The organism is Domibacillus sp. F004 (assembly GCF_057814295.1).
In genome coordinates, this window is record NZ_JBVATB010000006.1 from 77,618 (window position 1) to 99,797 (window position 22,180).

At 40.3% G+C, this 22,180-nt stretch carries 19 protein-coding genes, 3 pseudogenes and 2 riboswitches; of the genes and pseudogenes, 12 read left to right on the forward strand and 10 right to left on the reverse strand.

The genetic code is table 11. The annotated features are described in order from the left end of the window. Positions 1–64 precede the first annotated feature (64 nt). Positions 65–952: a LysR family transcriptional regulator gene (locus ACZYRN_RS14835; RefSeq protein WP_488912399.1), complete on the reverse strand. Its 888-nt coding sequence runs from the start codon at positions 950–952 to the stop codon at positions 65–67. Between the two features lie 126 nt (positions 953–1,078). Here ACZYRN_RS14835 and hutG point away from each other — a divergent pair, with 126 nt between their 5' ends. The 8 genes and pseudogenes from hutG to metE all read left to right on the forward strand — a co-directional run bounded on the left by hutG (position 1,079) and on the right by metE (position 9,537). Continuing rightward, positions 1,079–2,050, forward strand: a complete 972-nt coding sequence (hutG, locus tag ACZYRN_RS14840) for a formimidoylglutamase (protein WP_488912400.1) — start codon at positions 1,079–1,081, stop codon at positions 2,048–2,050. Next, the gene (gene gltS, locus ACZYRN_RS14845; RefSeq protein ID WP_488912402.1) at positions 2,047–3,240 is read left to right on the forward strand and encodes a sodium/glutamate symporter; all 1,194 of its coding nucleotides are present in this window, start codon (positions 2,047–2,049) and stop codon (positions 3,238–3,240) included. Before hutG ends, gltS begins: the two co-directional genes overlap by 4 nt. Before the next feature lie 253 nt (positions 3,241–3,493). Next, the gene (locus ACZYRN_RS14850; RefSeq protein WP_488912403.1) at positions 3,494–4,966 is read left to right on the forward strand and encodes an alpha-amylase; all 1,473 of its coding nucleotides are present in this window, start codon (positions 3,494–3,496) and stop codon (positions 4,964–4,966) included. A 56-nt stretch (positions 4,967–5,022) separates the two neighbouring features. Then, a riboswitch (SAM riboswitch) is annotated at positions 5,023–5,126 on the forward strand. A gap of 48 nt (positions 5,127–5,174) precedes the next feature. After that, a riboswitch (cobalamin riboswitch) is annotated at positions 5,175–5,363 on the forward strand. A gap of 211 nt (positions 5,364–5,574) precedes the next feature. After that, a pseudogene (locus ACZYRN_RS14855) lies at positions 5,575–5,778 on the forward strand (DUF7010 family protein); the annotation flags it as partial. 19 nt (positions 5,779–5,797) lie between these two features. After that, entirely contained in the window at positions 5,798–5,992 is a 195-nt protein-coding gene (locus tag ACZYRN_RS14860; RefSeq protein ID WP_488912404.1) for a DUF7010 family protein, read from the forward strand. A 97-nt stretch (positions 5,993–6,089) separates the two neighbouring features. Then, positions 6,090–6,989, forward strand: a complete 900-nt coding sequence (locus tag ACZYRN_RS14865; RefSeq protein ID WP_488912405.1) for a LysR family transcriptional regulator — start codon at positions 6,090–6,092, stop codon at positions 6,987–6,989. A 99-nt stretch (positions 6,990–7,088) separates the two neighbouring features. Then, positions 7,089–7,258 (forward strand): annotated as a pseudogene (locus ACZYRN_RS14870) (5-methyltetrahydropteroyltriglutamate--homocysteine methyltransferase); the annotation flags it as partial. Between the two features lie 17 nt (positions 7,259–7,275). After that, complete coding sequence (gene metE / locus ACZYRN_RS14875; protein WP_488912406.1) at positions 7,276–9,537, forward strand: 5-methyltetrahydropteroyltriglutamate--homocysteine S-methyltransferase; 2,262 nt, start codon at positions 7,276–7,278, stop codon at positions 9,535–9,537. Positions 9,538–9,620: 83 nt separating this feature from the next. Here the strand turns inward: metE and ACZYRN_RS14880 are convergent, their stop codons facing one another. After that, positions 9,621–9,932 (reverse strand): DMT family transporter, encoded by a 312-nt coding sequence (locus ACZYRN_RS14880; RefSeq protein ID WP_488912407.1) that lies wholly within the window; start codon positions 9,930–9,932, stop codon positions 9,621–9,623. Further along, on the reverse strand, positions 9,932–10,288 hold the full coding sequence (locus ACZYRN_RS14885) for a DMT family transporter (RefSeq protein ID WP_488912408.1): 357 nt from the start codon (positions 10,286–10,288) through the stop codon (positions 9,932–9,934). The genes ACZYRN_RS14880 and ACZYRN_RS14885 overlap by 1 nt, the downstream gene beginning before the upstream one ends. A 237-nt stretch (positions 10,289–10,525) precedes the next feature. Here ACZYRN_RS14885 and ACZYRN_RS14890 point away from each other — a divergent pair, with 237 nt between their 5' ends. Next, positions 10,526–12,433, forward strand: a complete 1,908-nt coding sequence (locus tag ACZYRN_RS14890; RefSeq protein WP_488912409.1) for a sigma-54 interaction domain-containing protein — start codon at positions 10,526–10,528, stop codon at positions 12,431–12,433. Beyond that, positions 12,430–12,622: pseudogene (locus ACZYRN_RS14895) on the forward strand (hypothetical protein); the annotation flags it as partial. The gene ACZYRN_RS14890 and the pseudogene ACZYRN_RS14895, both read left to right, overlap by 4 nt. Positions 12,623–12,741: 119 nt before the next feature. Here ACZYRN_RS14895 and ACZYRN_RS14900 read toward each other — a convergent pair. From ACZYRN_RS14900 to ACZYRN_RS14915, 4 genes are all read right to left on the reverse strand, one after another. Beyond that, positions 12,742–13,572, reverse strand: a complete 831-nt coding sequence (locus ACZYRN_RS14900; protein ID WP_488912410.1) for an STAS domain-containing protein — start codon at positions 13,570–13,572, stop codon at positions 12,742–12,744. Positions 13,573–13,798: 226 nt separating this feature from the next. Continuing rightward, positions 13,799–15,448, reverse strand: a complete 1,650-nt coding sequence (locus tag ACZYRN_RS14905; RefSeq protein WP_488912411.1) for a glutamine--tRNA ligase/YqeY domain fusion protein — start codon at positions 15,446–15,448, stop codon at positions 13,799–13,801. Positions 15,449–15,526: 78 nt separating this feature from the next. Further along, positions 15,527–16,993, reverse strand: coding sequence for a sodium/proline symporter PutP (gene putP / locus ACZYRN_RS14910; protein ID WP_488912412.1), 1,467 nt, complete (start codon positions 16,991–16,993; stop codon positions 15,527–15,529). A gap of 114 nt (positions 16,994–17,107) precedes the next feature. After that, a complete protein-coding gene (locus ACZYRN_RS14915) occupies positions 17,108–17,437 on the reverse strand; it encodes a hypothetical protein (protein WP_488912413.1) in 330 nt (109 codons plus the stop codon). A 141-nt stretch (positions 17,438–17,578) separates the two neighbouring features. Here ACZYRN_RS14915 and ACZYRN_RS14920 point away from each other — a divergent pair, with 141 nt between their 5' ends. Further along, on the forward strand, positions 17,579–18,199 hold the full coding sequence (locus ACZYRN_RS14920; RefSeq protein WP_488912415.1) for a DNA-3-methyladenine glycosylase: 621 nt from the start codon (positions 17,579–17,581) through the stop codon (positions 18,197–18,199). Positions 18,200–18,235: 36 nt separating this feature from the next. On the opposite strand, the gene ACZYRN_RS14925 is transcribed toward ACZYRN_RS14920, so the two are convergent. Further along, complete coding sequence (locus ACZYRN_RS14925; protein WP_488912417.1) at positions 18,236–18,445, reverse strand: hypothetical protein; 210 nt, start codon at positions 18,443–18,445, stop codon at positions 18,236–18,238. A 94-nt stretch (positions 18,446–18,539) separates the two neighbouring features. On the opposite strand from ACZYRN_RS14925, the gene ACZYRN_RS14930 reads away from it, so the two are divergent. Beyond that, entirely contained in the window at positions 18,540–19,682 is a 1,143-nt protein-coding gene (locus tag ACZYRN_RS14930; RefSeq protein WP_488912418.1) for a DEAD/DEAH box helicase, read from the forward strand. Between the two features lie 52 nt (positions 19,683–19,734). On the opposite strand, the gene ACZYRN_RS14935 is transcribed toward ACZYRN_RS14930, so the two are convergent. Continuing rightward, positions 19,735–20,415 (reverse strand): Dph6-related ATP pyrophosphatase, encoded by a 681-nt coding sequence (locus tag ACZYRN_RS14935; RefSeq protein WP_488912419.1) that lies wholly within the window; start codon positions 20,413–20,415, stop codon positions 19,735–19,737. A 186-nt stretch (positions 20,416–20,601) separates the two neighbouring features. Next, the gene (locus tag ACZYRN_RS14940; protein WP_488912420.1) at positions 20,602–22,158 is read right to left on the reverse strand and encodes an ABC-F family ATP-binding cassette domain-containing protein; all 1,557 of its coding nucleotides are present in this window, start codon (positions 22,156–22,158) and stop codon (positions 20,602–20,604) included. Between the last annotated feature and the right edge of the window lie 22 nt (positions 22,159–22,180).

A 22,180-nucleotide genomic window follows, 5' to 3' on the forward strand; every position in this document is an offset into this window, starting at 1 on the left:
CCAGCCGGGAGAGTTTAATTGCCATTAAACTAAACAGCTGCTGTTTGGTAAATATCAAAAATGATTACGATGTGTGAAAAAAACCACGAATCTCTTTGCAAAATGAGTGAACAAATGGAGGGAGGTAGCGACTTTTAAAATAAGCGAGATAAACCGTTCTCTGGAGTTCATCGGAATCAATTTGACGTGTGCGAATAGCTGGGAAATGAGAATAATTAATGTAATTTTCTGGAATTATTGTCACGCCAAGCCCTTCCTCCACTAAACTACAAATTGTTTCGAAACGCTCACTTTCATACATGACATTTGGCTCCGCGCTTTCTTTCTCAAACGCATTCAAAATATCCTGCCTTGTTTGAAAACCAATTGTACTAATAATAAACGCTTCATTTTCCAAATCCTTCATGGATATAGTCTTCTTTTCTCCTAATGGATTTTTTTCATGTAAAAGGAGAACAAGCCGTTCCCGGTAGATTGGGATGGTGTTTACATCCTGATGGATGATCTGCTGGTTTGTGATAACAATATGTGTTTCATAATCAAGTAACGATTTTTGTACTACCTCTCTTCCAAGCACTTCACTTAATTGAATTTGGACTGACGGATAGCTGCGTTTAAATTGAAGAATCACTTTTGGCAGCCAATGCTTCGCTGATTCGATCATCCCAATTGAAAGTTTTCCATTTCCAATTTCCTGTATCTCTTCCATCTCTTTTTGTAAGCGGTCATACTGTTTTAAAAACTCAACAGACCGCTTATACATCACTTCTCCTGAATCAGTTAAACGCAAGCTTCTCGTGTTTCTTTCCAAAAGTGGAAAGCCGATTTCATTTTCAAGTTTCATTATCGCATTGCTTAATGAAGGCTGTGAAAGATGAAGCTTTTCAGCTGCTTTGGAAAAATTCTTCTCATTTACCACGGCGACAAAATAACGCATTTGACGGAAATCCATTTAACCACCTCATATATAGTTAATAACTATTAATTTATAATTTTATTATATTATAAATTATAAATTACACGCTATATAATATAAAAAACAGCTACTTTATCTGTATTTTCAGAAAGGAAGATAATAATGTACGAATTGCCGAATCAAGACAACTGGAGCGGACGAATTGATCATCTGCAAAAAAAAAGCTCTTTCCGTATTCATCAAGTCGTTAACATGCTTGATATAAATAACGTGTCCGCAAAAAAGAAAGCGCATACTAATTGTGCTCTTATCGGTTTTCAATGTGAAGAAGGTGTTAGAAGAAACAAAGGCCGGATTGGTGCAGCGAAAGCGCCTGATGCGATTCGACGTGAATTGGCTAAACTGCCTTGGCATGGATTAGATGAATCTTTTTTATTAGATGCTGGAAATATAATCTGTCAAGATGATCAACTTGAGCTTGCTCAACAAGAAGTTGGAAAGTGCATCACCACTTTATTGAAAGAAAAAAAAACACCGATTATTTTAGGCGGAGGCCATGAAACCTTTTACGGTCACTATCTTGGGGTCAGACAATTTATAGGTCCGGAAGCTTCACTTGGCATGATTAACATCGACGCCCATTTTGATTTACGTCCATATGATGATCAACCTTCATCTGGCACTATGTTCAGACAAATTCTTGACCAAGATCAAGCTTGCCACTACTTAGTACTTGGTATCCAGCAGTACGGTAACACGAAAGAACTATTTGATACAGCTGATCGATATTCATGCCAGTATATTTTAGAGGAAAAACTGACAAATGGCCTGACCACGGAGACGGTATCAGCCATTGAACAATTTATAAATGAACATGACTACGTTATGTTGACGTTATGCACAGATGTTATAAGTGCGGCTCATGCACCCGGAGTTAGCGCTCCCTCGGCATTTGGTCTTATTCCTTTCGTTGTTCGCTCGCTCATTCGACATGTGGCTTCGAATAACAAAACATTATCGTTTGATATTTCTGAGGTAAATCCAGATTTAGATGAAAATCAACGTACGGTCAAACTGGCCGCTGGTTTGGTCAATGAAGCTATTCTTTCATTTCAAAAGGAGGAAAAAAAATGACCATTGAAATCAATCAAGTGACGACCATTTTCTTAGCCATCGCTTTACTCGTTCTCGGTTCATTTATTATCAAGAAAATTCCGTTTCTTCAAAAATTTTGTATTCCAGCACCGGTTGCAGGGGGCTTGTTGTTTGCCATAATCGTGACTGCATTAAAAGCAAGTGGACTAGTCGAATTAACACTAGATACCTCACTGCAAAGCTTGTTCATGCTCACCTTTTTTACAACAGTCGGTCTTGGCGCAAGCTTTAAGCTCATTAAAATGGGAGGGAAATTACTTATTATTTATTGGCTCGCCTGCGGGTTTTTAGCTTTAATGCAAAATGTAATCGGCATTTCGCTCGCTTCCGCATTAAACATCGATCCATTACTTGGCTTAATGGCAGGTGCTATATCGATGGAAGGCGGACACGGCGCTGCAACCGCATTTGGCACCACCATAGAAGAGATTGGAGTCAATTCTGCTTTGTCTATAGGCTTAGCTGCTGCTACATTTGGACTTGTAGCAGGTGGTCTTGTGGGGGGGCCAACTGTAAAATATTTAATTTCCAAGTATCATTTAACTCCATCTGAGACAGAAGTGGCTGCGGAAGCTCTCCCTCAAGAGAAAGCAACTGCTGACATTCATTCAAACCTATTCATTATGCAAATTTTGCTCATTACGTTTTGCATGGCTGTTGGTACTTATCTAGGTGACCTATTTTCAGTGCAAACTGGTTTTGTTTTACCAAACTACGTAGGGGCAATGTTTGTCGCTGTTATCGTTCGAAATGTGATGGATCACTTTAATAATGACGTGATTGATATGCGTTGTGTTAACTTAATTGGCGATGTAACACTTGGTATCTTTTTAACAATGGCACTGATGAGTATTAAATTGTGGGAAATTGCTGATCTCGCACTGCCTATCTTAGTTATCGTCTTTGTCCAAGTTGTTTTTATTATTCTACTTGGTATTTTCGTACTCTTCCGTTTGTTAGGGAAAGATTATGATGCGGCTGTTATGGTTGGCGGCTTTACGGGGCACGGACTCGGTGCTACGCCTAACGCGATGGCGAATATGTCCGCCATTACACAAAAATATGGACCTTCACGTAAAGCGTTTCTCATCGTTCCTATTGTTGGCGCGTTCCTTATCGACGTATTCGCCGTCCCTATTATTATTACCAGCATCAATTTATTTCATTAACTGCCTACCTATTGCTTATTCCCTGACAATCCCTTCAGTCTGTAGACAAAGCCTTCATTTTAAAGGCCGATGTCTGCAGGCTTTTTTGCATAATAAAAACGATAAGATCTTCTGGAGATTTATATGTTATCGAAAAAGCTAAAGGGGGCGTGTCCGAGGCAGCCTATTTTTTGTGTGGACTGGTCGTTTTTTATGAAAATTGGGTATAAGTAAGTTATACAGTTTTCACATGCAGATGACGGGAGAGAGGCAAATGGAACGTAATCGTACAATGATGCAATTTTTTGAATGGCAGCTGCCAGCGGATCAAAAGCACTGGAGGCGCCTTAAGGAACGAGCAAAGGAATTAAAAGAAGCAGGAATTGGTGCTGTATGGGTGCCACCTGTAACAAAAGGCCAGTCCGACAAAGATACTGGATATGGCGTGTACGATTTTTATGATCTCGGTGAATTTGATCAAAAAGGAACGATTGCGACGAAATACGGAACGAAAGAAGAGCTTGAACAGGCAATTAAAGCATGTCACGATGTAGGCATACTTGTATACATCGACGTTGTCATGAACCATAAAGCAGGTGCGGATGACAAAGAAACATTCAAAGTCGTTGAGGTGGATCAGAAAGACCGGAAAAAAATTATTTCAGAAAAGCCATTTGATATTGAAGGCTGGACGAAATTTACATTTCCCGGACGAAAAGGCAAATATTCTGATTTTGAATGGACATTTGAACATTTTAACGGTACGGATTATGATGCAAAAGAAGACCGGACCGGTATTTTTCGCATTGAAGGCGAGCATAAAAAGTGGAATGAAAATGTCGATGATGAATTTGGCAATTATGATTACTTAATGTTTGCGAACATTGACTATAATCACCCGAAAGTGCGTGAAGAAATGATCCGATGGGGTAAGTGGATGGCTAAAACGCTTAATTGTGACGGCTACCGCTTGGATGCCATTAAACATATTGATTATGAATTTATTGATCAATTTACGAAAGAAGTACAGGATGAGCGAGGCAAGGATTTCTTTTTCGTCGGCGAGTTTTGGGTACCAGAACGGGATGAATGTGAACATATGATTAAAGAAGCAGACGGCCGTATTCATTTGTTTGACGTACCGCTTAAATATAATCTATACGGTGCCTCACAGCAAGGTGCGAAATATGATTTGAGGGAAATATTTAAGGGAACGATCGTTGAAAACTACCCGCAAAACGCAGTTACATTCGTTGATAATCATGATACGCAGCCGGGTGAATCGTTGGAATCCTTTTTAGCGGACTGGTTTAAACAAAGTGCTTACGCATTGATGTTGCTTCGTAAAGATGGCTACCCATGTATATTTTACGGGGATTACTACGGCGTTGGCGGAGAGAAACCGATCGAAGGCAAAAAAGAAGCGATTGATCCGTTATTATATAGTCGATTACATAAAGCATATGGTGATCAGGAAGACTATTTTGACCACCCGAATACAATTGGCTGGGTACGGCGCGGTGTTAAAGAAATTGAACGTTCAGGCTGTGCTGTTGTTATTAATAACAGTGAGGAAGGCGGAGAAAAAAGAATGTTTGTCGGGAAAGAACGTGCCGGAGAAAAATGGGTTGATTTTGTGAAAATACGTGAAGACATTATTAAAATTGCTGAAGACGGGTGGGCAACATTTCCAGTTAACGCAGGCAGTGTTTCCGTCTGGGGACTTCCTGATAAAGATGTCGAATAATGTTGACACAAAAAATGGTCATGATAGAATCTTCATAATCTTTTGAAAAGGGGATATTCTTATAAAGAGCAGCGGAGGGACTGGCCCGATGAAGCTCGGCAACCATCAGAAATGAAAGGTGCTAATTCCAGCAAAGCATCATCGCTTTGGAAAATGAGAGGTTTATGTTGAAACAAACCTTCCTGTTTTCGAATGGGAAGGTTTTTTGAATTTAATACAAGCATATGGTGAAATGCAGCATTTTAGCATTTCTTAAAAGGGAAGTCCGGTGAAAGTCCGGCACGGTCGCGCCACTGTAATGGGGAATTTTTCGTATAACCACTGTTTCATTTGAAATGGGAAGGAACGAAAAATGCTGAACCAGAGTCAGGAGACCTGCCATATGTACGCACTTGTTATGCTCTACGCGTTATAGAGAGGAGTGGTCGAAAATGATGAATGCCAGGGTGTATGATAATCTCAATCCCGGTTGATTTATATTCAGCTCTCTTTCTGTTACAGAAAGAGAGCTTTTTTATGAAGATCACCACATTTTGAGGGAAATCATCTTAGGGGATAGCTAATCGAATGTAAAGGGAATTAAAAATGAATGATCCGCAAGAAATAAAAATAGGATCGCCTTTTTGCTGTCTGCAACCATTGTTTGGACGATTATCACAATCGTATTCCTACAATCAATGGGCACCAATGAGAAAAACATTTTTATGTTATTTTCAACAAATATAATGTTTCCATTCGCTGTCCTCATCTCAAAGATGATAAAAGTAGATTGGCAAGCAGACGGCAACCCTTTAGGTGATTTAGAATTGTATTTAAATTTAGCGCCAGCTTATGTATTTCCCCATTATATTTTGGACATTTGGAAAAAGTCCTCACGATATGATTCTGTTTTTCGCTATTATACCAGGCACGCATTTATTCCTATTTGGCTGGTTTTACAATACAAAAGCTTATTATATAATGGCCCCTGTCATCCCTGTATTCATTATGGTCATTGGATGGACAGTCGACAGCAGAAATTTATGATTTATTCCTTTTACTATGGTTCTACTCTTCTTACTCTTAAATATATAGCTTTACATAGACTATAAGAAAAAGTGCAAAGAAAAGGAGGATTGAGCAGATGACATTGCAGCAACTGAAATATGTGATTGAAATTGTGCTATCCGGCTCTATTAATGAAGCAGCCCGGCGTCTGTTTATGTCACAGCCGAGCTTATCAGAAGCGGTGAAGGAGCTTGAAAAAGAACTGGGTATCGATATTTTCATCCGCACTTCTAAAGGCATCACACTCTCAACCGACGGGGCTGAATTTCTCGGGTATGCACGGCAAGTTGTCGAACAAGCCGAGCTGCTTGAAAATCGCTATTTTAACACCGTCCCTTCCCGGCAGCTGTTTTCCGTTTCCACGCAGCATTATGCATTTGCAGTCAATGCTTTCGTTGAAATGATCCAAAAACATGGAGCCCTTGAATATCAATTTACACTGCGGGAAACAAGAACATATGAAATTATCGAAGATGTCAAAAATTTGCGCAGTGAAATTGGCATTTTGTATATCAGCTCGTTTAACGAGAAAGTGATGAAGCAAATACTGAAGGAAGAAGGCTTGGATTTTCATCCGCTATTTGAAGCAGAGCCGCATATTTTTGTGAGTTTCCAGAACCCGCTTGCCCAAAAAGCATCAGTGACACTAGAAGAGTTAGAAGCGTATCCGCGCCTTTCATTTGAACAGGGAGAATTTAATTCTTTTTATTATTCAGAAGAAATGTTCAGCACGATCCCTCACCTAAAAAGCATTCAAGTAAGTGATCGGGCAACTTTGTTTAACTTGCTGATCGGGCTGAATGGCTATACGATTTCCACCGGTATTTTAAGTACAGATTTGAATGGCTCCGATATTGTCTCTGTACCGCTTGATGTAGATGAAACGATTTCGGTCGGCTGGATCGTTCATAAAAAAACGCGGTTAAGCCGAATGGCTACGCTCTATTTGCAGGAATTAAAAGAGATTATCGGCTAATACGCCACTCCTTGATATAGCTTTTCGTTATAACCAACTATCAATATTAACAGTTAGCCTATATCCTTTCCCCGGTGCTATGATACATCCAAGAACAACATGACAGTACAGACAAAAACAGCTCCATTTCGATTCGATATTGTCGGGAGCTTTTTACGCCCCGAGACATTAAAAGAGGCACGAGCGAAATTTGAAAAAATGAAATCACAGCCGATGAGCTGAAAAAAGAGGAAGACGCGGAAATCCGCAAGCTTGTCGAAAAACAAAAAGAACAGGAGTGAAGAAAATGAACAATTATTTAACATCCGTATTGGGCTACCCGCGTATTGGAGAAAGAAGAGAATGGAAACGGTCCATTGAAAAATACTGGTCCGGTGAAACGAAACAAACGGATTTTTTGCAGGAAATGAAAGCACTTCGCCTTAGCTATTTACGCACGCAGAAAGAGAAAGGGATCGACGTGATTCCGGTCGGCGACTTTAGTTTTTATGATCATGTCCTTGATACGGCTTCGATGTTCGGCCTTGTGCCGGAGCGTTTTGAATACGATGGAGGCAGTGTATCGCTTGATCTATATTTTCAAATGGCACGCGGGTCAAAACAAGCTGTAGCTATGGAAATGACCAAATGGTTTAATACAAACTATCACTATATCGTTCCAGAATTAAACAAATGCACGCCATCGCTTGTGCATAATCGGCCGCTTGACCTGTTTTTAGAAGCAAAAAATGAAGCGGGTATTACAGGAAAGCCTGTGGTCATTAGCCCGTTCACATTTGTGAAGCTAGGAAAGGGCTATACGCCAGAAGAATTTGGATCCACTGTTTATGCGCTGCTGCCGCATTATGAAGAAATGATTCGTGAGTTAAGTGAAGCAGGTGCTGATTGGATTCAAATTGACGATCCATCGCTACAATTCACGCTGACAGAAGAAGAAAAAGAAATTGTTACAAATGTATACGATGCTCTTTCAAAAGCGAAAGGAACGAGCCGCCTTCTTATTCAGACGTATTTTGATTCAATCGATGACTACACGTTTGTCACGTCATTGCCAGTTGACGGGTTCGGGCTTGATTTTGTTCATGATCGGGGAGGAAATGCATCAAGCATTGAAGAAAACGGGTTTCCGGAAGAAAAAGTTCTTTTTGCCGGTGTGATTAACGGACGAAATATTTGGAGAGCGGATGTGCGTGAACAGTGGGAGCTGCTAAAATCACTTACAGCCCATACGAGTGAAGAACGTCTAATCATACAGCCATCATGCAGCCTTTTGCACGTGCCGGTTACGACAGAATCGGAAGCGAAAATGCCTGAATTTCTAAAAGAGGGACTCGCGTTTGCGAACGAAAAGCTGGATGAACTTCAATTATTGCAATCAGCGCTTCGTGAAAAAGAATTGCTGAATTATGTAGCACCTGTTATTCCAGGAAGAGATAGTGTTCACGTTCAAAAAGAAGTGAAGCAAGCGGAACTTGATACAGGAGACAGGTCACGTCCATTTGCTGAACGACAAGTGTTACAGCGTGAAAAGTTCCAGCTGCCTTTATTACCGACAACGACGATTGGAAGTTTCCCACAAACAACAGAAGTAAGGAAAAAACGTCAGGAATGGCGTAAAAATGAACTATCAGCAGCTGATTATGCGTCGTTTATCAAACAGGAAACGAAAAAGTGGATTGACATTCAAGAAAAGCTGGATCTCGATGTTCTCGTTCACGGTGAGTTTGAACGGACGGACATGGTTGAATTTTTTGGTGAAAAGCTGAAAGGATTTTATTTTACACAGTTTGCCTGGGTGCAATCGTACGGCTCACGTTGTGTAAAGCCACCGGTTATTTACGGGGATGTTGATTTTATTAATGAGATGACAGTAAAAGAAACCGTCTATGCACAGTCTTTGACAAGCCGTCCTGTAAAAGGAATGCTGACAGGGCCGGTGACGATTTTTAACTGGTCATTCGTTCGTGAAGATGTGCCAAAGGCGACCGTGATGAATCAAATTGCGCTTGCTCTTCGGAAAGAAGTAAAAGCACTTGAAACACAGGGCATCCATATGATTCAAGTGGATGAACCGGCGATCCGAGAAGGGCTTCCGTTGAAAAAACGAAATGAGCAAGAGTATCTTAATTATGCGGTCAAGGCATTTAAGTTATCTGTCTCAACGGTGGAGCCAGACACGCAAATTCACACGCATATGTGCTATTCTGATTTTGAAAAGATCATTGACAGCATTTCCGCGATGGATGCGGACGTTATTTCAATTGAAACGTCAAGAAGCCATGGAGAGCTGATCAGCGCATTTGAAAGCTATCACTATGATAAGGAAATAGGGCTTGGTGTTTATGACATTCACAGTCCGCGGGTGCCGCTGAAAGAAGAAATTATTCAAAATATTAATCGTGCACTGCGTGTGCTTGACCCGAAACAATTTTGGGTCAACCCGGACTGTGGGCTAAAGACACGAAAAGAAGAAGAAACAATCGCTGCCTTGAGCGTGATGATCGAAGCGGCAAAAGAAGTGCGTGAACAAATAAAAGCCAGCGTTTAATGAAAAAGGTTCCTGCATCCGCAGGAACCTTTTAGCCTGCAGACAAAAGCTTCATTTTGAAAGCGATTGTCTGCAGTTTCCTTTTAAACGGTTAATTTTAAGCCAACCGCAGAGATTAAAATAACTGCAATGCATAGTATTCTTGTCCAATCTCTTGATTCACCAAATAAACACATTCCTAGTATGGCAGAACCAACGGTGCCAATACCTGTCCAAATTGCATAAGCCATTCCCATCGGGATTTCTTTCATTGCATAAGATAACATCAGAAAGCTCAACCCAAAGGAAAGAATCATGTAATAAAGAGCATACTTTTGTTTTTCGCCTAACTTTTTAACATTTAATACTCCTATTACTTCAAAACATCCTGCTGCTACTAATGCTAACCAAGACACTAGGCAATCTCCTCCTGTTTTTTAAATTCTAATGAGTCTTCCCTGCCGCTTAATACTTTCAATCCGATAACGCCGCCTAGCAGCGTAGCAATAAGTAAAAGTTTAACCGGACTAAAAGGTTCTCCAAACACGGCCATTTCAACTAAAACGGTACCAGCTGTTCCTATTCCAGCAAAAACTGCATACAGTGTCCCTATTGGTAAACTTCTTGAAGCAATCGTTAGCAAAAAGAAACTAACCGTGATAGTAATAACGGTCATCAACAATTCGAAAGCGTTACTCGAATGCTTTAAACCAGAGACCCACAAAATCTCTAACGCTCCTCCTAAAAAGACAAATAGCCAATTTCGGTTCATCTTAATTCACCTTTCTTTCAATTAAATTGAATTTATGTTTTCTTAAATAGGGCATTCCCTATTCAGAAGATCCCCCCTTATAAAACTATTAATTTATATAATGCAAGCTTTGTGCCAAAAAAAACCTCTATATAACAGTGCTAGAATAATTACAAAAATTCATTTTTGTAATTTTAATTCAATAGTAAAATCGGTATACTAGCCTTAATCGTGTTTATAAATAAGGAGATGCAGAAAATGAAGAAAAGTTACTCTAGATCATTCTCCTCATTAACAGTAGCTAAACAGAAAGCTCAAGCTTATAAATCAATGCTGCTGTCCATATACGACGAAGTTATAATTACCGATCCTAACGGAATTATTATAGAAAGAGCGGGAGAAGTTAAGGGGTTATGGGAAGCTTATCAAGATAAGATCATCGGCAAAAATCTGTTTGAACTCGAAACAACCGCGTTTTTTGATGAACCTTCGATACAAACCTTATTGAATCAACATAAGATGTCCATTATTCAAACTTCCTGGCATGAGAAAAAAATACTGGTGACAAGTTACCAACTGAGTTCTAGTAATACTGGGAATTTAATAATGTGGGGAATCAAAAACATGACAGAAAATAATTCCCTTGACATGGAAGATTCAGAAGGGAAAGACACTGGTCCTATTAAAGCAAAAAATCTCTCAACCCCTCTTGTCGTTCACAGTCAAAAAATGTTAGATGTACTCCACATGGCCCAAATGGTTTCTAATGTTCCATCAACCGTCCTTTTACTGGGAGAATCGGGAGTAGGAAAAGAAATGATTGCCAAAGCCATTCATGAGATGGGGCACCGGAGAGCACAGCCATTTATAGCAATTAACTGTGGAGCTATTCCTGAAAATTTATTAGAAAGTGAATTGTTCGGATATGAGGGAGGGGCATTTAGTGGGGCAAGAAAGACCGGAGCTTCCGGCAAGTTTGAACTCGCTAATCACGGGATCCTCTTTCTAGATGAAGTTGCCGAACTGCCTCTCAACCTGCAAGTGAAGTTACTGCGGGCTCTCCAGGAAAGAGAAATCACACCGTTAGGAGGCTCCAAGCCAATAAAACTGAACATTCAAGTGATTGCTGCTACTAATAAATCACTTGAAAAAATGGTCGAAAGCGGAGAATTTAGAGAAGATCTTTATTATCGTTTAAATGTGGTTCCTATAGAAATTCCTCCATTAAGAGAGAGAGTGGAGGATATCCCTTATTTAATTTATCATTTCGTTCAAAAATATAATCAATTATATAACAGAAATGTTCAAATCTTGCCTGATGCCATTGAAATCCTTTCTATTTATAATTGGACCGGAAATGTTAGGCATTTGGAGAATGTTATTGAGCGTATTGTTGTCACTAGCAGACATCCCGCAGTAGACGCCATTGCTGTTCAAAAGAGTTTGCCATGGAAGACAGAAAAGATAAAAGAGCCACCCGTTTTCAAGCACATTATGCCCTTACAAGAGGCGATTGATCTTGTTGAAGAGCAATTAATCAATATGGCGATGGAGCAATATAAATCAGTCAAACTTGCTGCTAAAGTGCTCGAGTTAAGTCAGCCAACAATGAGTAGAAAATATAAAAAAATCCGTGAAAAAATACAGCAGGCAAATCTTTCGCCATCTAATAAGAGGAGAATTCTTGAAGAACAATTGGATAAACAATTACGTTCCATAGCAATTGTTACTGCCGCCATTATTCATCCTGAAGAAATTATCCAATTGGAAAAAAATATTTCTCCTTCAAATCCTGCCTATCAGAAATTACAAAAAAAATTCACAACGATCCGAGAACAAGAGGGAAGCATAGAGTGGATGTACATCTTTAAATTTATAGACAGTAAAAGTATGCTCCATCTTGTAGCTGATGAGGGTTTTGTAATAAAACCTGGAGAACTCTATAAAGGACCGCCTGAGATGATGGATGTCGCGTGTGCAGCGATGAAGGGAAAAGTGGGAGTAACACCATTGTATGAAGACATTTACGGAGAATGGAAAACTAGTTTCGCTCCCATATTTGATCAAACTGGGAACGTCATTGCCCTAATCGGATATGAATACAGCAAATCATATATCAACTCTGAAATTAAAAGATTAGGGAAAATATTAAATATTATCATATAGACACTGATGTTATTTCAATTGAAACGTCAAGAAGCCATGGTAAGCTGATCAGCGCATTTGAAAAGCTATCACTATGAGAAGGAAATAGGGCTTGGTGTTTATGACATTCATAGTCCGCGGGTGCCGCTGAAAGAAGAAACAATTGCTGCCCTGAATGCAATGGTCGAAGCGGCAAAAGAAGTGCGTTAACAAATAACAGTTTCTGTATCGGTTCAATTTTTAGATAATAGACACTATAGAAAAAGCCCCCTTTAAGGGGGAAACATGGAATTTCTGCGACGGAGTATAGTAAGACATCTAGACTTCGTTTATATTATTATGTATTCTTTTAATGCTTGCTGCAGGGTGCCCAGTGTTTTTGTCTTATGATCAAATGAAACTCCCAGATGTATCATTTTCCTTACGACATCTGCTCTTAATCCTGTAATGATCGTCTCACATCCCATAAGGGAAGTGCCATCGATAATTTTCATTAAATGGTCAATGACCTCGATTTCCATATCGGCGATTCCTGATAAATCTATAATCAAAGTTTGAATGCGAGATGTTCCAATCTCAGTCAGAACCTTTTCCTCAAGGGTTGAAGTTCGAAAAATATCAACTGAGCCAATCAAAGGCAAAATACAGACAGAGGCATTGAGCGGAATGAGGGGAACTGATAAATTTTCAACCAACTCTCTATGAGCTGAGATCAGAGAATCCTTATATGTAGAATAACTAATAAAAAAGGTATTTAAAAATGTATCTACTAGAGTATTAATTTCCTGTTCCAAACGGAAAAAATTCAAATCTGCAGATTGATCTAGTGAATGTAAGTCGTTATAGTCTTCTATAAATCTCCATATAGTTCTACGGATGGCTTGTACCCACTCTAATTTGAAAGATAAGGTGAGGGAATGAGTTGCCCATGCGATTCCTTCTTTTTTCGCAAACAATTGAAGTTCTTTTCTTTTCCCATCAATAATATAAATAATCAGCTTATTGGCATTATTGACAAGGTCAATATTGCCAACGGCTAAAATTTCTTCGATTTTATCTTTTACATTGACAGCCTCTGCTAATAACATCTTTTCAAATTTCTGGTTGTTTTTTTTGAAAAATTCTTTTAGTTCACCTAAATGGTAAAAATCTGTTTCCATTTTCTTATCCCCCTTTATATACACAACGCCCTAAAAATCTTATCCCCCTTTTTTTCATTAAGTAAACCGTAAATATCATATTTTGAAAATTTTTTGGATATCTATCCATTTTCTTGAAAAAATTAGTTGAAAAAACGCACCTATTAGATATATCTAGTAGGTGCGTTTTTGTTCTTATATATTTGTCTTAATTAATTTAAATACAACCAAAACAAAAACCTTTTTCTTATAATTTAAACGAGCTTTTTAGTGAAACGATACGGTTAAAGACGGGTTTCCCAGGTTTTGAATGTTTTGGGTCTACATTAAAATATCCATGGCGGAAAAATTGCAGCTTTTCTTGTGCTTGAATGTTTTCTAAATTTGGTTCAATAAAACCATTGATTACTTCAAGCGAGTTTGCGTTGACATGATCTAAAAATGTTTTGTCTTCTGATTCAGCCATTTCTTCATCAAGAATGAGCGGTTCATATAAACGGAATTCCGCTGGTACTGCATGTGAAGCATCGACCCAATGAATTGTACCTTTTACTTTACGGCCAGTGAAGCCCGAGCCGCTTTTCGTTTCAGGATCGTATGTGCAGTGAATTTCTGTTACATGGCCATCTGCATCTTTAATGATGTTTTCACATTTGACAAAGTACGCATGCTTCAATCGAACTTCATTTCCGGGGAATAGGCGAAAATATTTCTTCGGCGGCTCTTCCATAAAGTCTTCCTGCTCAATATAAATTTCGCGGGAGAACGGAATCTTTCGCATGCCCATCTCAGGATTTTCAGGATTCACTTCCGCATCAAGCCATTCAACTTGTCCTTCGGGATAGTTCGTAATGACCAGTTTCAAAGGACGAAGAACGCCCATCGTGCGCGGTGCTTTCAATTTCAAATCTTCCCGAACAAAATGATCAAGCATAGCTGAGTCAACTGTACCGGATCCTTTTGAAACTCCTGTTTCTTTTACAAAGTCACGGATTGCTTCTGCTGTAAAACCACGGCGGCGCATGCCAGAAATTGTCGGCAAGCGGGGATCATCCCATCCGTCTACAAAATCGCCATCAACAAGCTGCTTCAGTTTGCGCTTACTCATTACCGTATTTGTAATGTTTAATCGGCCAAACTCAATTTGCTGCGGCTGATTTTCCATTTCGCATTCACGTACAACCCATTCATAAAGAGGACGGTGATCTTCAAATTCAGTCGTACAGAGAGAATGCGTTACACCTTCAATGGCATCCTCAAGCGGGTGTGCGAAATCATACATCGGATAAATGCACCACGCCTCTCCCGTATTATGATGAGATGTATGGGAAACACGATATAGGACGGGATCACGCAAATTTAAATTTGGTGACGTCATATCGATTTTTGCACGGAGCACTTTGCTGCCGTCCTCAAATTCTCCATTTTTCATACGGTCAAATAAATCAAGGTTTTCTTCTTTTGTACGGCTGCGATACGGGCTTTCTTTTCCGGCTTCCGTCAAAGTGCCTCGGTATTCGCGGATTTCGTCCGCTGTTAAATCATCGACATACGCAAGCCCCTTTTGAATAAGCAGGACAGCACGCTTATACATTTCATCAAAATAATTCGATGCAAAGCGAAGTTCATCCCATTCATAGCCAAGCCACGAGACATCTTCTTTAATTGAATCAACGTACTCTTGGTCTTCTTTTAACGGGTTTGTATCGTCAAATCGTAAATTTGTTTTGCCGTCAAAATCGTCTGCAAGCCCAAAGTTGATAACGATTGATTTTGCATGCCCGATATGAAGATAACCGTTTGGTTCTGGTGGAAAGCGCGTAATAACGTAATCGTGCCGTCCAGATTCCACATCTTGTTTAATAATCGTTCTGATAAAGTTGGATGATTGTTCCAAAGTGAGACCAGCCTTTCTTTATTAAAGTCATGTATGCTTATTATATTTCACTGACAGCGTGAAAGAAAGGCCCGGCCATTAATCTTTCATTTTCTCAGTAAATTCATCAAATCGTTCGGTCGTTTTCTGTGCTGGTTTTGTCAGTAAGCTTATAAGAACAATGGCTAGCAGAGAAGCAGCGAAGCCAGGGATAATTTCATACAGCGTGTCTGACAGTTTAAATACATCCGCCCAAACGATTACCGTCACTGCACCGGTCACCATGCCGGCAAACGCACCCCATTTGGTCATACGTCTCCAAAATAGGCTCAGTAAAATCAACGGGCCAAATGCAGCGCCAAATCCGGCCCAAGCATAGCCGACGAGTGCTAGGATTGTGTCATTTTGCTCCCAAGCAAGGGCGAGACTGATAACGGAAATGATGAATACAGATACCCTTCCTAAAAAGACAAGCTCTTTATCAGATGCATTGCGGCGGAAAAATGTTTTATACAAGTCCTCTGTTAGAGAACTGGAAGTGACGAGCAGCTGTGATGAGATCGTGCTCATTACTGCTGCTAAAATGGCAGATAAAATAAAGCCAGTTATGAGTGGGTGAAGCAAAATATTCCCGAGTTCAATAAAGATCGTTTCCTCATCAGCAATTGTCAATCCATTTATTGAATAATAGGCTATACCTAAAAATCCTGTCAGCATTGCACCTATTAAAGAGAAAATCATCCAGCTCATGCCAATCCGGCGAGCCTTTTTTATATCTTTTCGAGATTTGATAGCCATGAATCGGACGATGATATGCGGCTGGCCAAAGTAGCCAAGACCCCAAGCAAACAGAGAGATGATCCCGAGAAGACTTTGACCTTGGAAAATGTTAAGCATGTTCGGATCAATCGACCGTACTTCTGACACGGCTGTACTGAATCCTCCAATTTCGATGAGCGTTACAATAGGCACTAAAATAAGAGCTGTCACCATGATGATACCTTGAACAAAATCGGTCCAGCTAACTGCTAGAAATCCGCCGAATAACGTGTATGCGACAACAATTCCTGTGACGAGAAACAAACCAGCATGATAATCCATTCCAAACGTTGTATTGAATAATACCCCGCCGGACACCATACCGGATGATACGTAAAATGTAAAGAAAATTAAAATAACGAGCCCAGAAATAAGGCGGAGCATTTTAGAGTGATCATCAAACCGATTTTCTAAAAAGCCAGGAATCGTAATTGAATCGTTCGCGATTTCGGTATAGGTGCGTAATCTTGGGGCGACATACAGCCAATTTGCCCACGCGCCAAGCGTTAAGCCAAATACAATCCAGGATGAGCTAATCCCGGTTAAAAACATTGCGCCAGGCAGTCCCATTAAGAGCCAGCTGCTCATGTCCGATGCGCCGGCAGATAATGCTGTCACTGCGGGACCGAGACCACGGCCTCCAAGCATGTAATCTGTTAAATTGGAGGTTTTCTTATATGCTAACCATCCAATAAGCAACATGGCTGCCATGTAAATGACAATTGAAACAATTAGTAAATAATCCATTAAGACATCCTTTCATTTTTAAAACGTAACGGTACTTATTATAACGAAAATAATTTCTTTGTAAAAAAACAGGAGCATCTGACCGGTGTCAGCTGCTCCATCGTTCCTATTATATCAAGAGTTCGCCGTTTTTTTATTTTTTGTTGAATCAACGGCGGTCTTTGCAAAAAACTTCGCATTTTCAGGAATTTGTTTCGTTTCATTTATGGTCGATGTAACCGCCTGCTTTGCATGATCTACATCGGCTATAAGATGTTCTTGATGAACTTTCAATTCATCTGTTTCAGACTTAATTTTATCTGCTTCAGTTTGAATGCGTGTTTGTGCTGCTTTTAACTGATCGATTTTCGGCTTCATTGATTTGAATGAGCCAAGTGCCGAAATACCGAAATAAATAAGTGCACCTATTACAATTGCAAGACTGATCCAGCCGATCCATTCCATACGAAAAACCTCCATTAAAATCTGTTCTTTTTCTTACTTTACCCTAAATCAAAGAACTTGTAACAAAAAATGAGGGGAAAATAAGGGAAGCAGGTTAATGAAGTGGGAAAAAGGTAAAATGATAAAGAGAGGTGACATGGAATGAAACAGATAAGTGAAGAGGGAAAAAGAGGTATAAACAAATATAAGCCAGTAGGCAGCGGTTTTTTTGAACAGCCTACGCTTACACTGGCACGGAACTTACTCGGCTGTCTGCTTGTAAAGGAAATGGAGGAGGGGGTTACATCCGGTTTTATTGTTGAAACAGAAGCGTACCGCGGGCCGCTTGATAAAGCAGCTCATAGTTTTAATAATCGACGGACGAAGCGAACGGAAGTAATGTTTGCAGAAGCAGGGCGCGTATATACGTATTTGATGCACACGCATTGTTTAGTAAATGTTGTAAGCGGAGAAGTAGATGTGCCGGAAGCGGTACTCATTCGTGCGGTGGAGCCGTATGAGGGCATTGATCTTATGTTTAAGCGGAGAGGCGACACGACGATGAAAAATTTGACGAGCGGACCAGGGAAGTTAACGAAAGCACTCGGTATTAACATGACCGATTATGGGAGACGCTTTAATAAACCGCCAATTTATATTGCTCCAGGGTTTGCACCGGCTGATATTTCGATAGGCCCGCGTATTGGCATTCCGAATAGCGGGAAAGCAAAAGACTACCCGTGGCGGTTTTGGGTGACGGGAAACGCCAATGTATCACGTTGAACGTATAAAAGGGTAAAGGCAGCAAAAGGCTGCCTTTTATCCTGGAAATTTTTTTTCGCTCGACGATGAGTTTTTCGTGTGGTGTTTATTTTTCTCATCGAACTGCTCGATTTTTAAATCTTCAAGTGGAATGGAATCTACAGTTTGTTCTTCCTGAAATTTATCATAAATGCTTTCTTTGTCTGTTTCGAGCTGGTCAGGGTTATCCATCTTTCCTTGATCGCGTTTTTTTACCAATTTTTTCACCTCAAAAGGAATCATTTTCTTTATATTAGCCTTAATTTGTTATTGTGAAACATCTGAAAACAATAGATAATGAAAAAAACGAGAAGGAGCCTTTATGTCAAATCAACTACCATTTTTATCATTATTACAGCCATTTTTGCAAGAAGCATGGGAAAAAGCAGAGTTTAAGCACCCGATGCCCGTGCAAGAAAAAGCGATTCCATTGTTGCTTGAAGGACGCGATGTGATCGCGGAATCACCTACAGGAACAGGAAAGACACTTGCGTATGTATTGCCGATGCTGAACAAAATTGATCCGAAACGTCAGCAAGTTCAAGCGGTCGTCATGGCGTCATCAAGAGAATTAATCATGCAAATTCAAGAAGAAATCCGCACGTTTGGCGGGGGAGTCATCACGTCAGCGGGCATGATTGGCGGGGCAAATATTAAGCGTCAGACGGATCGTTTAAAAAAACCGCCTCATATTGTATGCGGGACACCGGGTCGATTACTGGAGCTCATCCAAATGAAAAAACTCAAAATGCATGAAGTCAAACTGATTGTATTAGACGAGGGTGATGAACTTTTCACAACGGCGCTAGCCGAGCCGGTTCAATCCATTATTAAAGCATCGCTGAAAGACCGTCAGCTTGCTCTGTTTTCTGCGACATTGCCAGCGGCGGCAGAGAAAAAAGCGAAAGAAGTCATGAACGATCCAGAAGTGGTGAAAATTTCAAAAGAAAGTTTACCGGAAGAAGGAAATGTCCGCCATCTTTATTTCACGTGTGAGTGGAAAGAAAAACAGCAAATGATTGAAAAAGTGATGCGCGCATTTGAACCGGAGCGGATGCTTGCGTTCATTAAAGACATTACAGACGTGAATGTAATGTCAGAAAAGCTTGCGTATAAAGGTGTAAAAAATGGCGTGCTGCACAGTGAGCTTAGAAAAGAAGAGCGTGTTAAAGCGATTCGAGAATTCCGAAATGGCAAAGCGCCGCTATTATTTGCGACAGATGTCGCGGCTCGCGGCCTCGATGTCAAAGGGCTCACTCACGTTTTGCATTTTGAGGCGCCGCACAATTCCCGTGAATATACGCATCGCTCTGGTCGAACGGGACGTGCGGGAGGAGACGGAACGATCATAACACTTATTACGAGTGAGTTTCAGGAAAAAGAATTAAAGAAAATGGCTAGACAAATCGGTATTGAACTTGAAAAGTATGAATTTTATAAAGGGAAAGCAGTCCCTGCCAAATAAACAAGGAACGTGCCGGCCTCGGCACGTTCCTTGTCTGCTAATAAATGATACTTTACTGCATCATGCCGCTTTTCAACAATTCTATGTCAAGACGGAATGATGCATCAGTTTCGATTACATCGCCTGTTTTTAGAGCGATCGGTGTTTTAAAAAGAGGGCCGTCATATACAAATGTATGAAACTCGCCATTTTCGCCCAGTGGACAGCAATCCGTTTTTGCAATATCCTTTGCGAATGAATCATCAAGCATCCGGCCAAGAAACGAAGCCTCTATTACATCACGCCGCACGCGAATGATCATCGCTTTATAGCCAGTATCGATAAACCGCTTCAGCATCCGTGCACTTTCTGATTGTTTGCTCTGGAGTGGAAATATGGATTTAACACCGGCTGCCGCTGCCACTTTTTCTCCCCATTCAATATGACCATCGAGATAAATATCACCAAACGCGATACCATCAAGCATAAATTTATCTTTCAACCGTTTCAAATCAGCAATAAAATCATCTGTATAATGATCGTACCGGCACCGGATAAAATGAATCGGAATACCAAGTGATTCGCTTTGTGCTTCGATCAATTCCGTTTTTTCATCATGCCCGAATGTGCGTCCTGTTTCAATTGGGACAGTCGTAATGAGACAGACGACGTCAACACCCTGTGTTTTTAGTAAGTGAAGTGCCATCGTGCAGTCTTTGCCGCCGCTCCATGACAATGCATATCGTTTTCCCATAAATTTAATTGCCTTCTCCCTCCCGTGTTGGTCTTATACTGTGTTTCAATTTCGTCGCGGACCGCATCATAATTTATTGTACATTCTATGTACCTCCTAATGCATTTTCATCAGTGTATCGAAAATGAAAAAGAGGAAGTGTCAAATAATGTCTAAAACATGTAAAACACGTAGAAAGACCTGTTATTAAAAGACTTTTGTCGTCCATGATTCGCCATTCCAAATGTCTGTCACAATGTCTTGATAAAATTCAGGTTCATGTGAAATAAGGAGGATGCTTCCTTTAAAGGCGTTCAGTGCCCGCTTCAATTCTTCTTTTGCATCAATGTCAAGGTGATTGGTCGGTTCATCGAGAACAAGAACGTTGGACTCCTGATTAATTAATTTGCACAGACGAACTTTTGCTTTTTCGCCGCCGCTTAACACAGAAACTTTACTTTCAATATGTTTCGTCGTTAATCCGCATTTAGCAAGTGATGAACGAATTTCATATTGCGTAAATGAAGGGAATTCGGCCCACATTTCTTCAATACATGTGTTGTTATTGCTTGTTTTAATTTCTTGCTGGAAGTAGCCGATCAAAAGATTTTCACCGCGTTCCACTTCACCAGAAACCGGCGGTATTTCACCGAGCAGGCTTTTTAAAAGCGTCGTTTTCCCGATCCCATTTGCGCCAGTTAGAGCAATTTTTTGCCCGCGTTCCATGCGTAAGTTCAGTAAGCTGGAAAGAGGCTCGTCGTATCCAATCACAAGGTCGCGCGCTTCAAAAATAAGTTTACTGGGTGTCCGTCCTTCTTTAAAACGGAATTCTGGTTTCGGGCGTTCAGAGGCCAATTCAATAACGTCCATTTTATCAAGTTTTTTTTGGCGTGACATCGCCATATTACTTGTTGAAGCACGCGCTTTATTACGGGCAACGAAATCCTTTAAGCCCGCAATTTCCTGCTGCTGCTTTTTAAAGGCTGCTTCAAGCTGTTGCTTTTTCATTTCATATACTTTCAAAAATTCATCATACGTACTGGCATAGCGGTTCAATTCTTGATTTTCCATATGATAAATTAAATTAACAACACTATTTAAAAACGGAATATCATGTGAAATGAGTACAAAGGCATTCTCATATTCTTGTAAGTAACGCTTTAGCCATACAATGTGCTGTTCGTCCAAATAGTTTGTCGGCTCATCCAAAAGTAAAATGTCTGGTTTTTCGAGAAGTAATTTTGCGAGCAATACTTTCGTCCGCTGTCCGCCGCTCAGATCATGAACATCACGATCAAGGCCAATGTCGTCGAGGCCGAGACCGCGCGCTGTTTCTTCAATTTTTGCATCAATAATGTAAAAATCATTATTTGTAAGAATGTCTTGCATCGTACCCGTTTCTTCAAGCAATGTTTCGAGTTCTTCTGGTGAAACATCTCCCATTTTCCCAAACAGTTCGTTCATTTCGGTTTCGATATCGAATAAATATTGAAACGCTGTCCGGAGCACGTCGCGAACAGTCATCCCTTGCATTAATACTGCATGCTGATCAAGATAGCCGACACGGACATTTTTCGACCATTCAACTTTCCCTTCATCCGGCTGCAATTCGCCGGTAATAATATTCATAAACGTTGATTTTCCTTCCCCATTTGCGCCGATAAGGCCTATATGCTCTCCTTTTAGCAGACGGAAAGAAACATCATTAAAAATGACACGATCGCCGAAACCATGGCTTAAGCGGCTTACTGATAAAATACTCATTGTTTTCAAAAACCTCGCGTTC